Origin of the sequence: Acaryochloris sp. CCMEE 5410 (assembly GCF_000238775.2) — a bacterium.
Taxonomy (GTDB): Bacteria; Cyanobacteriota; Cyanobacteriia; order Thermosynechococcales; family Thermosynechococcaceae; genus Acaryochloris.
Genome location: NZ_AFEJ02000002.1, coordinates 1,215,676 through 1,231,036 on the forward strand (window position 1 = coordinate 1,215,676; position 15,361 = coordinate 1,231,036).

Sequence of the window (15,361 nt, forward strand, 5' to 3'; positions counted from 1 at the left end):
GGCTTATTGTCATCATAATCTTTCGTTCACCCCCCTCGCCATAGACAAAGAAATTTAGGCAGATTTTTGTTGGGTTGGAAGGCCGACGGGGATCGAAGCGATTAGCTTACGAGTATATTCAGCGTCGGGGTGATGATAAATCTGATCGGCTGCGCCAATTTCTTCGAGTTTGCCACGATTCATTACCATAATGCGATCGCTCATAAATTTGACGACGCTTAAATCATGGGAAATGAAAATATAGGTGAGATCCAACTCTCGTTGCAGCTCTTTGAGTAGGTTAAGTACCTGAGCCTGGACTGAGACATCCAAGGCTGAGACAGATTCATCGCAAATAACGAATTTAGGGTTTAAGGCTAAGGCCCGAGCAATACAGATACGCTGTCGTTGACCACCCGAAAATTCATGGGGATAGCGGTTCATGTCACTGGATTTAAGGCCAACCCGTTCTAGAAGATACGCGGTGCGATCGCGGGGTGTATCTCCCCCTTGTTGCGCAGAAATTCGCTCTGTCAGACCTCCTGCAATTCGCATAGGCTCCATAATCGCTGCCCCAACATTCATCCGTGGATCAAGAGAGCTATAGGGATCTTGGAAAATAATTTGCAAATTTTGCCGCAGTTTCCGTAGATTACGCCCCTTGAGGTGGGTAATATCTCGATCCGCAAACTGAATACTGCCGCTAGTGGGCTTAATTAACCGTACGAGAGTACGGCCTAATGTGGTCTTGCCACATCCAGATTCGCCAACCAATCCCAAGGTTTCCCCTGGATAGACGTCAAAAGAAACATCATTAACGGCGGTGACATAACGAGCCGTTTTGCCAAACATCCCCTTGACCGGGAAAAACACCTGAAGATTCTTGACACTTAGTAAGGGTTTCTGTTGCGTCAATGTTTCTAGGCGTGTCTGCATCTCCGCTGCAGAAAATTCTGAGGCAGGATCAGCAGAAGAAACCGGTACGTCTTCGATCATTTGATCGATTGGTAGAGAACTTACAACCTCTGAGGCTTCACCCGCCACAAAATCAGCGACGGTCGGCAAACGCTTTAAACGTTGATCTGGACGAGGACGACAAGCGAGGAGTCCTCGGGTATAAGGATGCTGGGGATTTTCAAAGATCTCCTGGGCAGAGCCTGTTTCCACCACTTCACCTTGGTACATGACGGCTACCGTATCAGCCAGCTCAGCCACAATGCCTAAATCATGGGTAACAAAAATAATCGACATCTGTCTACGATCGCGAAGTTCTCGCAGCAAATCCAAAATTGTGGCTTGTACTGTTACATCCAAGGCCGTTGTCGGTTCATCCGCAATCAGAATCGCCGGGTTAGACGCAATCGCCATAGCAATCATCACCCGCTGAATTTGTCCACCCGACAATTGATGGGGATATCGATCCAAATAAGATCGCTTTTGGCGATTGATCCGCTTTTGAATCTCGGTATCGTCGGGAGACGAACCCTCTTGGCTAGCTGCATCCAACACGATTTGCTGCAATTCTTGATCAGACGGAATCAACTTCACCTCTTGAAGCAAAGCAATCGCCTGTCGCCGCGCGGCAGATACAGACAACTCTTCATGCAAACGTAATGCTTCTACAATTTGAAATCCGCAGGTATATACCGGATTTAACGAACTCATCGGTTCCTGGAAAATCATGGCAATTTGACTGCCCCGATAGGCCTGCATCGCGCCCATGGGTAGTTGCAGCAAATCCACAGATTGATCAGTATTCACTGCACCTGTCTCAGAAGGGGACGAGCCATGGAACAAAATTTCACCCTGGGCAATCTTTCCTGGCGGCGTCGGAACTAACCGCATCACGGATAAGGAAGTGACTGACTTACCGGAACCCGATTCTCCAACAATTCCTAGGGTTTGGCCTCGATGCACCGTCAGAGAGACATTATTCACCGCATTGACCGTTTGTCCTTCGGTCTGGAATTGGACCTGGAGGTTCCGAATTTCAAGGATGGGGTCAGTCATAAAGAAGCCGTTCTACTGTTGGGAAGGGAATTAACCGTGATTTTAGCAAGCTGTTTCTGAAAGCAGAAATCTAGCGACCAGGTTGAGAAGAAAAGCTGTCAGTGCCTGGAGCTGCAGGGTGTGTTCCTTCAGAATTCCTGTTACCCTGATAACACATTTACTTTGGCAAGTATTTTATAGAGGGAGATCAACGAACGTGGCTCATACTATTGTTACTGACGTTTGCGAAGGCATTGCGGATTGCGTTGATGCCTGTCCTGTGGCATGTATCCACGAAGGCCCAGGGAAAAACGTAATTGGTACGGATTGGTATTGGATCGATTTTTCCACCTGTATTGATTGTGGAATCTGTCAGCAAGTATGCCCCGTGGATGGCGCTATCCTGGCCGAGGAACGGTCTGATTTGCAAAAAACCCCTTCTTAAGGTTTGAACACAATGATGGATTCTGTGACGCCAGCTTCAAATCAAGCGTTGCTGTTGCAAGTTGAGAATGTTTTTGCAGGGTATGTCCCTGGCCTAGATATTTTGCAGGGGATCAATCTCAAATTGTTTGCCGGAGAAATCATCGCCATTATTGGCCCCAACGGTGCGGGCAAATCCACATTAGCCAAGGCAATTTGCGGTTTGTTGTCTCCTCATACCGGTTCTATTGTTTGGCGAGGGACCAATATTAGCGGACGTAAACCCAATGAAATTGTCACCCAAGGGGTCTGCTACGTTCCGCAATTGGCTAATGTCTTTCGCTCTCTCACGGTAGAAGAGAACCTAGAGATGGGGGCTTTTATTCGAGATGTCCCCTTAGGGGAACTAAAATCCAAAATTTATGCAACTTTTCCGAAATTAGCAGACCGTCGCCGCCAACAAGCCGGCACTCTCTCCGGGGGAGAGCGGCAGATGTTGGCCATGGGCAGAGCCATGATGCTAGAACCCGGTTTGTTAATCCTAGACGAGCCCTCAGCCGCCCTTTCACCCATTTTGGTAGATGATATCCTAGCCAAGATCCGCGAGATTAATGCTGAGGGAACCTCGATTATTTTGGTTGAGCAGAATGCCCGCAAAGCCCTAGCCATGTCTGACCGAGGATATGTGCTGGATTCGGGCCGAGATCGGTTTGAGGGGCCAGGTCCACAACTACTAGATGATCCAAAAGTAGGTGCACTGTATTTAGGAGGCCATGCCTCTACCAAAAGTTAGGTCGTTGAGATATCTCCTTTCATTATTGTTCGGGCACTGCGTCCTGCAATCCTCTTAAGGCCTCGCCAAAGAAGGTTTGATCCGCAGAAGGCGAAGGCGAAAATAGCGGACGATCCAACACAAGCGGCTCCGTTCTAGGGTCTAATCCCAACAAATCCCGAATGGGATTATCTAATTCTTCAAACGTCATCTTGCCATTTTGGTTCAAGATGGTTTGGCCAGAGGCATCAACCAAAACAAATTGGGGAACAAACTGACCGTTGTAATAGTACTGTGCCTCGTTAGGTTCGTAGTCTCGTCGGCCATTAATGGCATCGACCATCATGGGCATAAAGTTGAGGTCTCGCCTGTATTCAGCCTGTAGCTGAGTCAAGACCAAGGCATTTTGTTTGCACTCTTGACTGTCGTCTGAATAAAACATGATTAGGGTCGGCATTTCCTTCTTCATTGCCGCTGCTAGGTTCACCTTCGGGGGAACCAATGCAGCATTACTGGCATAGAGGATAAAGATATTGCCATCGAATTCATCGTCGTTAATCCCTGCGATCGCATCTTGAGACAGTCCCATCCCAAATCCGACCAGGCAAAAAACCAAGACTAGAACACAGACACACTGCTGACCGATACGACGCCAGCTTGGACGAATACCATCGCCAAAAAACATGATTCAAATTCCTCCAACAGCAAACGTATTAACCCGCCAAAGCACCATAGCTTAAAACTGCCCTCTAAAGTACTTGTAGCATTGCAGAGCAAGATAGTGCTGGATGAAAATATCCAAACACACCTACTAGAGCTTTGAAAGTTCTAGCAGGTTCTCTATTAATAAAACCAACTTAAGTTAGGTTGCCAGACAATTGGCGATATTCTCTTACTTTTCTTTTTTCCCGGGGACACGCTCATAGCCAGGCTTCGGCTTCGTCATTTTGGCCCATAACCCCTTAACATCATTAAGCATCGCTTCTCCCTTCTCCGCGACTTCCTTAGAGTCAACCTTGGGCGTCTTAGGTGCTGATGATTCCGCCTTAGGGCTGTCTGTCTTCGACTTCTCTACCTTGGACTCAGACGCTACCGGTGCATCGCCTTTAGACGCAGATGCTGACTCCTTCGGCTGATCTTCACTTCCCTTCGGCTCCACCTTCACAGCAGAAGTCGATTTCTCCCCTACATCCTTCACCTCTACCTTCGATGGTGTCGATGGCGCTGTGGACGCAGCTTTAGGAGCGGGGGTGGACGTTCCTTTAGACCCTGACTCTGGCTTCACTTTGGACTCAGCGGCCTGAGCAGAAGGTTTGCTCTCTGATTTCGCTTGAGGCTTGGCTTCTACCTTGGGCTTCACCTCTGTCTTCGCCTTAGGGGGGGCAGCTACTTTGGGAGCCCCAGCGGTTAGAGACTTCGCGGCAGGTCCTTTGGCTTTCGGCTTCGCCTCGGCTTTGGGAGCTGGCTTATCTTTGCCTTTGGCTTTGACCTCTGCTTTTGGTGTCTCAACTTTCTCGTCTACTTTGGCTGCTGCTTTCTTCGATTTCGTTGGCTTCTTCGCTTCTGCTTTTGCTTCCGGTGCAGGGGCTTCTACGTCTGGATTAGCGACGGCTGGGATGTTGACGGGCTTGCGACCCATGAGGCGACCTAAGAACTCACAGGTCTTCTCAATCACGCCTGGCTTGCGTTGAACAAAGATGCCTAATCCTTTTGAATTGGTAAGGTATCCAATACGTCTAGCTGGGAGCAATAAGCAACGTCGGCTTTACCCCGCATCTTTAATAACCGCTGACCATGACTGGCACTGGTCAATAATTCGGGCAACTGGTCTTGCCATTGACGAAATAAGGAAACGGCGGCGATGGCTTCGTCATTCCCGGCTAGTTTACTGAGGGGGGTCTTGCCTACGGCTAAGATGCCATCAATAATCGCACCGGCACAGACGGTATCTTCTAGGGAATAGCTGCCTTCCCAACCAGAACCCACGAGCCAAACGGTCCCAGGACGCTTGGTGGCGAGATAGTTCACGACGGCTTGACGGTTGGTCAAGGAGGCCATGATCACTTTGGAGGCGTTCCGGACGCTCTCGGAACAGCGGGTCCCGTTGGTTGTACTTAAAAATAATCGACGGCCTTCGGTGTTCTCGGGGGTAAAGGCTAAGGGGGAGTTCCCAAATTCACAGGCTTTGACTTTCCGGCCGCCTCGTTCACCTGCCCGAATCCGTTTGTCTTCCTCTACTGTTTCGCTGGCTTCTAATAATGGTTCAATATCACTAAAAACTTGGACGGCTGATGCGCCTGCGTTGATGGCCGCTGCGATGGTGCTGCTGGCGCGCAATACGTCGATAACGACGGCACAGCCGGGGAGACGATTATTGGGAATCTCTTCAGGGGTATGGTAAACGAATAATTTCACGGGATAAAGATGACCTATATCGTTATTTTCTATCGAGTTCTATTTTATGGGGCTTTGTTGCCACTTCTGCACGGTTTTTTCCTTTCTACAAAGCCTCTTCATACCAAAGGGCAAGCAGGATGTCCTGCTTGCCCTTGATGACTGACTTTATGGTCTGTTGGTACTTTGACCAGTGCGTCAGGGGGCTTTATTTGGTCAGAGCGTGGAGTCTTTCACCGCGCAGTCCATGCCAAAGGCCGCCACCTAACATCCAAACTAGACCCAGGATGAGCTGAAGGGTGGCAGCACCTGTCCGATCTACGCCATGGAAGATGGGGGGATAGGCCACATCACAGTAGCGGATGAATAGGGAGGAGCTAATGCCCATGAAACCTACGGCTGCAACACTCCATGACAGAATGATTTCACCGTTCAGAATCCCTTCAGAAATGGTCCAGCCTCCATTGGCGGGAGAGTAAACAGGACGCTTGTTGAAGATGGGGGTAGGCTTGCGATAAAGAATATGGAAGGCTGCACCCAATAGGTCAATCACACCAATCAAGAAGTGGCCGCCAATCACGTCTTCCATGTTGTCGACTGCTGCCATTCCAGCACCGCTCCAACCGTTGGGGGTAAATCCGAAAAGGTAGCCCAAAAGGGTTACAGGATTTAAGTTAGGACTGATTTGGTGCACGGTGTCTGTGTTGATGTCATACATGCCGGTGCCATAGGCAGCGTTGACGGCAAATATTAGACAGGCCACGCTGATGAAGACGAGGTGATGACCAATGATGGTAGAGAGGCTCTCAAAGTTGTCCCACTCATACCGGAAGGCAGCTGCATAGCTCTCGTCAGGAGCATCGTTCAGGTCTGCTTCTCCTCGGAAGGTGTGGAATAACCCGGCTGCGCAACATACGGCTGCTATGAAAAAGTGCAGGACTCCAATGACGAAGAACGGGTAGGTGTCAACGACTTCGCCACCTGCTCCAATGCCAACACCAAGAGCGGCTAGGTGGGGCATGAAGATCATCCCTTGATCTGGCAGGGAGACTCCCGGCTGATAACGGGCTACTTCTTGAACGATGAAGGCGCCTGGAACGACGCTCATTAAGGCGGCATGGCATAGGTGAGCACCCAAAAGCATACCGGATAGGTCGGTCATCCGAACGTTGCCGGCCCACCATTCGTTCTCAAAGTTGCTTAATACGGATGTCGGTAATTCAGTTTGGACGGCTACCTTGCCGCCTCTTCTTCCTCGTACAGATGCGGTCACAACTGTTTTCCTCTTGTCTTAGTTAAAGGTTTAAGAATTAGTTTAGGTGTTCTCCAGGACAGTTAGGATTGCCCGTGGATACAACAGATATGTGTAGTAAGCAGTTGTAGCAAGAACTAAACGATCTAAAGCTTGTGTTAGACGGATTCTAAGCTCAGAAATAGCTGAAACATTTAGGGTGACAGCAGATTGGACTATCATCTCAGTCCATGAGCTGTCACCCTAAAGCCGAGACGAACAAAAAGTTAACGCCTACTAGCAGATCAACTTAGTTTGCCTGAGGAGTTAGGCTAGCTAGGGCACGGGGGATACGACGGAAGTCAAATCCATAAGCACGCAACGCATGGAAGAGATGCCCCTGAAGACAATAGAAAGCCCAATAGTAATGGAAGTTAGAGATCCAAAAACGTGTAGTGTGACCACCATCAGATGCATCTAAGGTTTCTGCAAAATAGGGGGTAACGTTTAGCTTGGCTTCCAATACTGGACCAAAAAGCTCAACGGGAAATACAACGTCGTTTACGGAGCAGAAATAGGCTGCATTAAACCCTGCGAAAGCCAGTCCAGCAAGAGCATAAGCTAGTAGAGCTTCACCAGACTTCACATAAAGCTTATCTGTGTAAGGCCAAGGCTTTACAAGAATATGCCAAATACCACCAGCGATGTAAAGGGAGGAAACAAAGAAATGTCCACCAATTACATCTTCTAGATTGTTGACAAAGTAAGGATTGAATCCAGGAGTAGCCCAGCCGTATTTGAAAAATCTAACTAAGTTCAGACTGGGAGAGATGGCCCGGACTTCACCAGCTACTGGATCGTAAACGCCATGAGTACAAGCCCAAGTTGCAAATAACAAGCAAGCAGCACCTAAGAACAGAAGGTGATGCCCAAGGATACGACCTTGAGTCTCAAAATCATCCCACTCGAAATGAAATCTTTGAGCGCCAGAAAATTCGCTATCAGCTAGGACCTTAGGGCCTTTGGTAACGCCATAGAGAGCACCAGCACCTAAAATTGCAGCAGCAACAAGGTGAATCATTGCGATCGCAAAGTAGGGGTAGGTATCAACAACAGCACCACCAGCTGCAACCCCCCATCCGGCACGAGCTAGCTGGGGAATACAAACTAAATTTTGTTGATAAACGGGTAAGTCGGGGTTAAAACGGGATACTTCAAATAAGGTAAAAGAACCGGCCCAAAAGCACATGGAGGCAATTTGGCCGTTATGGGCAGCTAAGAATTGGCCGCTGTAGTCGGTAAAGCGGGAGTTCGCAGACCACCAGCCGTACTCAACGTCGGTTTGTCCATAAGTTTGCATTGTTAAATAATTTCCTCCTCTGTTATCGGTGCCACCGTAACTTTATTATCAAACTTAATATCAAAAATACTATCAGACCTCGCCTCTTGCTGTCTGTGGTTTCCAGTTTTTCGTCCGTTTTCTGACCGATCAATTTCCGCTTTAGAGTTTCGTCACTCAAGGGATAGGCGATTTTCACCTATTCTCAGAGGTTCCACACTTTTCGAAGCGATGACTCTAGAACCGTAGAGCCAAAGTGTAAAGTAATATTAAGTTAAAGGTATTTCGTTACTTCGTTAACGAATAGTTGAAGTAGTGATTTTATGACTGATTTGTCAGGCAGTGCTTGAAAAATGCGACTCGCGCTGTGGCACTCTACACTAGCTCTCTGTTTCAAGTTGACTTTAGAAAAACACAACTGTCAGACTAAACGTTGACAGAAGCTCAGAGTTTCGCTAGGTTAGAAATCGTCAAAAAAGCGTACAGGCCCCCATCGTCTAGAGGCCTAGGACACCTCCCTTTCACGGAGGCGACAGGGATTCGAATTCCCTTGGGGGTATTCATAAAAATATTTAGCGGCTCTCTGATATCAAGGAGCCGCTAAATATTTTTATACCTTGTCTAGCCCTGTCATCCCTGAGTGCTAAATGAGTTCGGGGGATTTCTTCATCTACCATGGTTGATAACCACGGTAGCAGTCAGGTTCTCCATGAAATTTGTAGAAACTAACGCAAAACTGTTGTTACATTAATAGACGGGGAAGTCTGCAAAAGAATTATTCTTCGCACTATTTGATATCCTCCCAGATGCTGTTCAGTAATTAGCTGCAAGCATTTCAGTTCATTAAACTAGCAAACATTGAGGGCCCTTTCTGCAATGCAGGACCAACAGATAATTAATCCAATTTCTCAATCTCAGATCCCTCAAGAGCTGTCTGAGAATGTGATTTTGTCTTCCGTGAGTGATCTCTACGATTGGGCAAGACTCTCTAGCCTTTGGCCCTTAATGTATGGAACTGCTTGCTGCTTTATTGAAATTGCAGCCATGATCGGCTCCCGATTTGATTTTGATCGCTTTGGCCTGGTTCCTCGTTCTAGCCCACGTCAGGCGGACTTAATCATTACGGCCGGAACCGTAACCATGAAAATGGCCCCTGCTCTTGTTCGCCTCTACGAGCAAATGCCCGATCCGAAATATGTGATTGCGATGGGTGCCTGCACCATCACAGGCGGTATGTTCAGCAGTGACTCTACAACTGCAGTACGCGGGGTTGACAAGCTGATTCCTGTTGATGTCTATTTGCCTGGCTGCCCGCCTCGTCCTGAAGCAGTGATGGATGCCATTGTTAAGTTGCGCAAAAAGATCGCCAATGAGGATGTGCGTGAGCGGGGCAATTTAATGCAGACCCATCGCTATTACAGCACAACCCATCAGATGAAAGTGGTCCCCCCCATTCACACGGGTGTCTATCTGGAGGCTGCTGCGCGTAAATCTCCTGCGGCTGCTTTAGGTGCGGGTGTGGGTGAAGATATGACACCTGCATTGGTGGCTGAAGCTGAGAAGGAAGAAGCCTAATTACTTCCTCCTTGTGGGTAGTGCTTTTCTGAATCTTCCATCCATGCTGATCCCAATGCGGATCAGCAATTCTATTTCAACGAAACGTCATGACCAGTGATCTGGAAACTCAGTTGCAACAGCTTCAAACAGAGGCTGCTGCAGCTATAACCACTGCGGATACCCTAGATGCCTTAGAAACACTGCGGGTGAGCTATTTGGGTAAAAAAGGCCAGCTGTCTCAGATCCTTAAGGGAATGGGCAAGCTGGATGCGTCGGAGCGTCCCAAGATTGGGGGATTAGCTAACCAGGTCAAGGAAGCGCTGCAACAGGGGTTAGAACAAAAAAAATCGGATCTCAATCAGGCTGCTATTGCTGCTCAACTGACTGCAGAGACTCTGGATGTGACTATGCCTGGGACCTACGTTCCTCAAGGGCATATTCACCCCCTGAATAGCACCATCGATAAAGCCTTAGATATCTTTGTGGGCTTGGGGTATACCATTGCCCAAGGGCCTGAGATGGAAACGGACTACTACAACTTTGAAGCCCTAAATACCCCGCCTGATCACCCAGCACGGGATATGCAAGATACGTTTTATCTCCCGGATGGTAATCTGCTCCGCACCCATACTTCTGCGGTTCAGATTCATTACATGGAAGACCACGAACCACCCATTCGGATTGCAGCCCCTGGGCGCTGTTACCGTCGGGATACTGAAGATGCCACCCACGCTGCTGTATTCCACCAGATTGAGATTTTAGCAGTGGATAAGGGGCTGACCTTTACGGATCTCAAAGGCACGATCAAAGTTTTTATTGAGCAAATGTTTGGTGAGGTGCCCATCCGGTTTCGAGCGAGCTATTTTCCTTTTACTGAACCCTCTGCTGAGGTGGATGTGCAGTGGAAGGGCCGATGGCTTGAGGTCTTGGGTTGCGGCATGGTCGATCCCAATGTCCTCAAAAACGTGGGCTATGATCCAGAGGTCTATACTGGGTTTGCTGCAGGCTTCGGGGTGGAGCGATTTGCGATGGTCCTTCACCAGATTGATGATATTCGACGGTTATATACCAGTGATTTGCGTTTCTTGCGTCAATTTTAGGTATGGCTTCTCGGGCTTGATCCTAGATTGAGGGTGGGACGGCTAGAATCTAGGTAGCGGATGTCTTTTCTATGAGGATACTGGAGTGCGATCGCATCCCTCCTTGAAACCATTAGATCCAGATCATCCCTCGGCTCCCCCTTGGCCCACCATGTACGATCTGCCGAGTGAGTATCCCGAGGAGCTGGGTTTGCCGGACGAATTTCATGATTTACAGCCTCAGCTTCTGAGTGCTACCTTCCGGCTGTCGGATGTAGCGCGGGATCAGATTTTTACCGGTACAGATCTCAATGTTTACTATGACTTGCAACATCCCCTCTGGCATAAGCGACCGGACTGGTTTGCCGCAGTGGGCGTTCCCCGCTTTTACAATCAAACGGAACTGCGCTTAAGCTATGTGGTCTGGGACGAGGGCGTCGCGCCTGCGGTGGTGGTGGAGTTGTTGTCTCCAGGAACGGAAAAGGAAGATCTTGGACAAACCACAGCTGCCGAGGGTCAACCGCCCACGAAATGGCAGGTGTATGAACAGATCTTGAAAATTCCTTACTACATAATTTATGACCGCTACAGTGGCAAATTACAGGGATATCAATGGCTTGAGGGTCACTATCAGTCCCTAGACATTCAAAACAAGTGCATACATCTGCCCCAGTTGAGCTTAAGTCTGGGGCTGTGGCAGGGAGATTATGATGGCATTTATTGGGAATGGTTGCGCTGGCTGGATACAGATCACCAATGGATTCCGACTCCCCTAGAGCAAGCTCAGCAGCAGCTCGGTCAAACAGAACAGCAGCTAGAACAAGCCGAGACCAAGGCTGCCCGGTTGGCAGAACAACTACGAGCATTGGGGATTGACCCCGATCAAATTTAGCTGTTTTTTGTTTTTATGATAGTTGCGCCACCAATTGATCAAGCCATTCCCCACCTAAGAGCAGACAACCTAAGAGCTGACCTCTCTACCCCCCTTCAGATCGGTCCCTTTGCTGTAAATAGTCGGGTGTTGCAATCGCCCTTATCGGGGGTTACGGATTTGGTCTTTCGACGGTTGGTGCGACGATATGCCCCCGAATCAATGCTCTATACGGAAATGGTCCACGCTAGCCAGGTCTGCCATGCCCGTGAACTCTCCAAAGTCATGGATGTGGATTTGGATGAGCAGCCGATCAGCGTACAGCTGTTTGATTGCCGTCCTCATTTTCTAGCAGAAGCCGCCCAAATGGCAGTCCAGGAAGGTGCAGACACCATTGATTTAAATATGGGTTGCCCCGTCAATAAGATCACCAAGAAAGGCGGTGGATCTTCGCTGTTGCGGGCTCCAGAAACGGCTGAAGCCATTGTTCGAGCAGTGGTGGCAGCGGTTGATGTGCCTGTGACAGTCAAGACCCGCATTGGCTGGAAAGATGACGAAATCAATATCCTGGAGTTTGCTCAACGGATGCAGGATGCAGGGGCAAAAATGATTACGGTGCATGGGCGCACCCGAGCCCAGGGATACAATGGCCCCGCTCAGTGGCAGTGGATTAAACAGGTCAAAGAGAAGTTGTCGATTCCAGTGATTGCCAACGGCGATATTGTCTCTGTTGAGTCGGCGATGGCCTGTTTGGAAATGACTGGGGCAGATGGGGTCATGTGTTCGCGCGGGACCTTGGGGTATCCCTATTTGGTGGGAGAAATTGATTATTTCTTAAAAACTGGACAGCAAAAAGACCCGCCCACCATTATTGAGCGATTGCAATGTGCACGGGAGCATTTGCAAGGGTTATGGGAGTACAAAGGCATCAAAGGGATTCATCAAGCCCGTAAGCATATGACTTGGTATGTGAAGGGGTTTGTTGGTGCGGCTGAATTACGAGATCGCCTCTGCCGGATCAATAGCGTCGAAGAAGGTCTAGATTTATTGGACCAAACCATAGACGGTAATCCCACCCCGCAGACTTAACCCAGTTCCCTACAATGTAGAAATGGACTGCTCCATCGATGTAGCTCCATTTCTCATGAGTAACTATGGGATTGACCTAGAATCTTTGATCAAACATACAGAACATTATGAGCAACGACACCCCCATCGCCGCCCAGGATAATCCCCTCCTCCTCTGTGAAGGCTTACCCCCTTTTGACCAAATTGAGGCGGAGCACGTGCTACCTGCCATCACCCAGTTATTAGCTGAGCTAGAGCAAGACTTACAAACCCTGGAAGCAGAGGTCCAACCCACTTGGACGGGATTGGTGGAGCCTTTAGAACAGCTCGGAGACCGATTGAGCTGGAGCTGGGGTATTATCGGGCATTTGATGGGAGTCAAGAATTCTCCAGAGTTACGGGAAGCCTATGAAGCAGGCCAACCCAAGGTAGTGGAATTTATTAACCGCTTGAGTCAGAGTCGTCCCATTTACAATGCCTATAAGCAGCTTCAACAGAGTCCAGACTGGTCTCAGCTTGATCCCGCCCAGCAGCGCATCGTGGAGAGTGCCATTCGGGATGCAGAGCTGTCAGGAGTGGGTCTCACTGGAGAAGCAAAAGAGCGGTTCAATCAAATTCAGCTAGAACTAGCGAATCTCTCGACTCAGTTCTCCAACCATGTCTTAGATGCCACCAAGGCCTTCAATATCTTATTGACCAATCCCAAGGAAGTCGCAGGCTTGCCGCCGAGTTTATTAAGTCTGGCAGCTCAGGCAGCCCGAGCCGTAGGGGAGAAAGACTCAACACCCGAACATGGTCCCTGGTTGATGACCCTCGATATTCCCTGTTTTGGCCCTTTTATGCAACATAGCCAGCGCCGTGACTTACGAGAAAAGCTCTATCGCGCCTATATTAGTCGGGCCTCTGCAGGGGAATTTGATAACACCGACATTATTGACCGGATTCTGGAGCTGCGGAAAGAAGAAGCCAAGCTGCTCGGCTTCGAGACCTATGCGGAAGCGAGTCTCGCCAGCAAAATGGCCCCCACGGTGTCTGCCGTTGAAACCTTACAGGAGCAGCTTCGACAAGCCAGTTTCGATCAAGCCACTGCAGAACTCGACACCCTGAAAACCTTTGCCCAGGAACAGGGATCTGAGGAAGACAGCGATCTAAAACATTGGGATATCAGTTTCTGGGCCGAACGCCAGCGGGAAGCCAAGTTTGATATTACCGATGAGCAACTGCGCCCCTATTTCCCCTTGCCCCAGGTCTTAGATGGCTTATTTAATCTAATCAATCGTCTATTTGGGGTGACGGTGACCGCCGCCGATGGCCAAGCACCGGTTTGGCAGGAAGATGTGCGCTATTTTCAAGTGGCCAATGAACAGGGAGAACCCATTGCCCATTTCTACTTGGATCCCTACTCTCGACCTGCAGAGAAGCGGGGCGGGGCCTGGATGGATGAATGTTTGGGTCGTGCCCAGTTCCGTCGGGGCGATACGGTTAAGACTCGCTTACCCGTCGCCTACCTGATTTGCAATCAGACCCCCCCGGTAGATGGTAAACCCAGTTTAATGACCTTCCGAGAGGTGGAAACCCTCTTCCATGAGTTCGGCCATGGGTTGCAGCATATGCTCACCCAGGTGGATTATGCCGGGGCAGCAGGCATCAACAATGTGGAATGGGATGCCGTCGAACTGCCCAGCCAATTTATGGAAAATTGGTGCTACGACCGCCAAACCCTGATGGGGATGGCCAAGCATTATGAGACAGGGGAGTCATTGCCAGAAGAGTATTACCAGAAGCTATTGGCGGCTCGCACCTATATGAGCGGCAGCGCGATGCTGCGGCAGCTCCACTTTGGCATGGTGGATATGGAATTGCATCATAACTATGAGCCTGGTGGTTCTGAGCAAGTGAAACAGGTGCGCGATCGCATCGCCAAAACCACCACTGTCCTACCCCCTCTACCCGAAGATTCTTTCCTCTGTTCCTTTGGTCACATTTTTGCCGGAGGATATTCCGCAGGATATTACAGCTACAAATGGGCCGAAGTGCTCAGTGCCGACGCCTTTTCTGCCTTTGAAGAAGCTGGCCTCGAAAATGACGCCGCCATTCGAGAGACGGGCCGCCGCTTTCGCGACACCGTTTTAGCATTAGGCGGAAGTCAACATCCCATGGAGGTCTTTAAATCCTTTCGAGGGCGAGAACCCAGCACAGAAGCGTTGCTACGCCATAGTGGTCTCAAAGCTGAGGTCTAAATGTCGTGTGGTCAACTTCAATCGCGATTGCCCAACACAACATGCCTGGAAGTTGGCCACGCTAGCATTATCCGAATATTCGATATCAGGGATAGGGGAAAGCCAAAGGAACATCAGGCACTCTCACTATCCCTATTTTTATTATCAATAAGGGATAAAATACTACAACTGCCAGAATAAACAGAAGTAAATGGCCAGGAAGCATTAAGATTTATTTAAGCTTTCCACCTCAGCTCTGCGAGACTCCCTCGATCAGGACTGAACAGCTTTACCAGACTATTCTGTGCCGTCGATTGATAGCGAAACCCCACGAGATACGAATATTATCTTGTCTCCCCCCTTAGACTTGAGGCCAGTTTCCCTGTCCTGTGACCTGGTACCATCACTGTTGTCTTCTCCAAAGCTCCTGTGATGGGCCG

General features: G+C 49.3%; 13 protein-coding genes and 1 tRNA gene. 8 read left to right on the forward strand and 6 right to left on the reverse strand.

Annotated elements, in window-relative coordinates; all coding sequences use genetic code 11:
* Window positions 1-54: 54 nt before the first annotated feature.
* On the reverse strand, window positions 55-1,989 hold the full coding sequence (locus tag ON05_RS26470; protein ID WP_010481867.1) for an ABC transporter ATP-binding protein: 1,935 nt from the start codon (window positions 1,987-1,989) through the stop codon (window positions 55-57).
* A 196-nt stretch (window positions 1,990-2,185) separates the two neighbouring features.
* Between ON05_RS26470 and ON05_RS26475 the strand changes: the two genes are divergently transcribed.
* Both ON05_RS26475 and ON05_RS26480 read left to right on the forward strand, forming a co-directional pair.
* The gene (locus ON05_RS26475) at window positions 2,186-2,413 is read left to right on the forward strand and encodes a ferredoxin family protein (protein ID WP_010481866.1); all 228 of its coding nucleotides are present in this window, start codon (window positions 2,186-2,188) and stop codon (window positions 2,411-2,413) included.
* Window positions 2,414-2,428: 15 nt separating this feature from the next.
* Window positions 2,429-3,184: an ABC transporter ATP-binding protein gene (locus ON05_RS26480; protein WP_050857551.1), complete on the forward strand. Its 756-nt coding sequence runs from the start codon at window positions 2,429-2,431 to the stop codon at window positions 3,182-3,184.
* A gap of 22 nt (window positions 3,185-3,206) precedes the next feature.
* On the opposite strand, the gene ON05_RS26485 is transcribed toward ON05_RS26480, so the two are convergent.
* From ON05_RS26485 to ON05_RS26505, 5 genes are all read right to left on the reverse strand, one after another.
* The gene (locus ON05_RS26485; protein WP_010481863.1) at window positions 3,207-3,848 is read right to left on the reverse strand and encodes a thylakoid membrane photosystem I accumulation factor; all 642 of its coding nucleotides are present in this window, start codon (window positions 3,846-3,848) and stop codon (window positions 3,207-3,209) included.
* A gap of 207 nt (window positions 3,849-4,055) precedes the next feature.
* Window positions 4,056-4,838, reverse strand: a complete 783-nt coding sequence (locus ON05_RS26490; protein ID WP_262562379.1) for a hypothetical protein — start codon at window positions 4,836-4,838, stop codon at window positions 4,056-4,058.
* Between the two features lie 26 nt (window positions 4,839-4,864).
* On the reverse strand, window positions 4,865-5,578 hold the full coding sequence (locus ON05_RS26495) for a 2-phosphosulfolactate phosphatase family protein (RefSeq protein WP_262562380.1): 714 nt from the start codon (window positions 5,576-5,578) through the stop codon (window positions 4,865-4,867).
* A gap of 187 nt (window positions 5,579-5,765) precedes the next feature.
* A complete protein-coding gene (locus ON05_RS26500; protein WP_029315055.1) occupies window positions 5,766-6,830 on the reverse strand; it encodes a high light inducible protein in 1,065 nt (354 codons plus the stop codon).
* Between the two features lie 268 nt (window positions 6,831-7,098).
* A complete protein-coding gene (locus ON05_RS26505; RefSeq protein WP_010476381.1) occupies window positions 7,099-8,148 on the reverse strand; it encodes a chlorophyll a/b binding light-harvesting protein in 1,050 nt (349 codons plus the stop codon).
* A gap of 465 nt (window positions 8,149-8,613) precedes the next feature.
* On the opposite strand from ON05_RS26505, the gene ON05_RS26510 reads away from it, so the two are divergent.
* The 6 genes from ON05_RS26510 to ON05_RS26535 all read left to right on the forward strand — a co-directional run bounded on the left by ON05_RS26510 (window position 8,614) and on the right by ON05_RS26535 (window position 14,942).
* Window positions 8,614-8,686: transfer RNA gene (locus ON05_RS26510), tRNA-Glu, on the forward strand.
* Window positions 8,687-9,003: 317 nt separating this feature from the next.
* Window positions 9,004-9,702 (forward strand): NADH dehydrogenase subunit K, encoded by a 699-nt coding sequence (locus ON05_RS26515; protein ID WP_010476380.1) that lies wholly within the window; start codon window positions 9,004-9,006, stop codon window positions 9,700-9,702.
* An 89-nt stretch (window positions 9,703-9,791) separates the two neighbouring features.
* Window positions 9,792-10,784: a phenylalanine--tRNA ligase subunit alpha gene (gene pheS / locus ON05_RS26520; protein WP_010476379.1), complete on the forward strand. Its 993-nt coding sequence runs from the start codon at window positions 9,792-9,794 to the stop codon at window positions 10,782-10,784.
* 85 nt (window positions 10,785-10,869) lie between these two features.
* On the forward strand, window positions 10,870-11,655 hold the full coding sequence (locus ON05_RS26525) for a Uma2 family endonuclease (RefSeq protein WP_010476378.1): 786 nt from the start codon (window positions 10,870-10,872) through the stop codon (window positions 11,653-11,655).
* A gap of 15 nt (window positions 11,656-11,670) precedes the next feature.
* Window positions 11,671-12,723: a tRNA dihydrouridine synthase DusB gene (dusB, locus tag ON05_RS26530; RefSeq protein WP_010476376.1), complete on the forward strand. Its 1,053-nt coding sequence runs from the start codon at window positions 11,671-11,673 to the stop codon at window positions 12,721-12,723.
* 107 nt (window positions 12,724-12,830) lie between these two features.
* Complete coding sequence (locus tag ON05_RS26535) at window positions 12,831-14,942, forward strand: M3 family metallopeptidase (protein WP_010476374.1); 2,112 nt, start codon at window positions 12,831-12,833, stop codon at window positions 14,940-14,942.
* The last annotated feature ends 419 nt before the right edge of the window (window positions 14,943-15,361 follow it).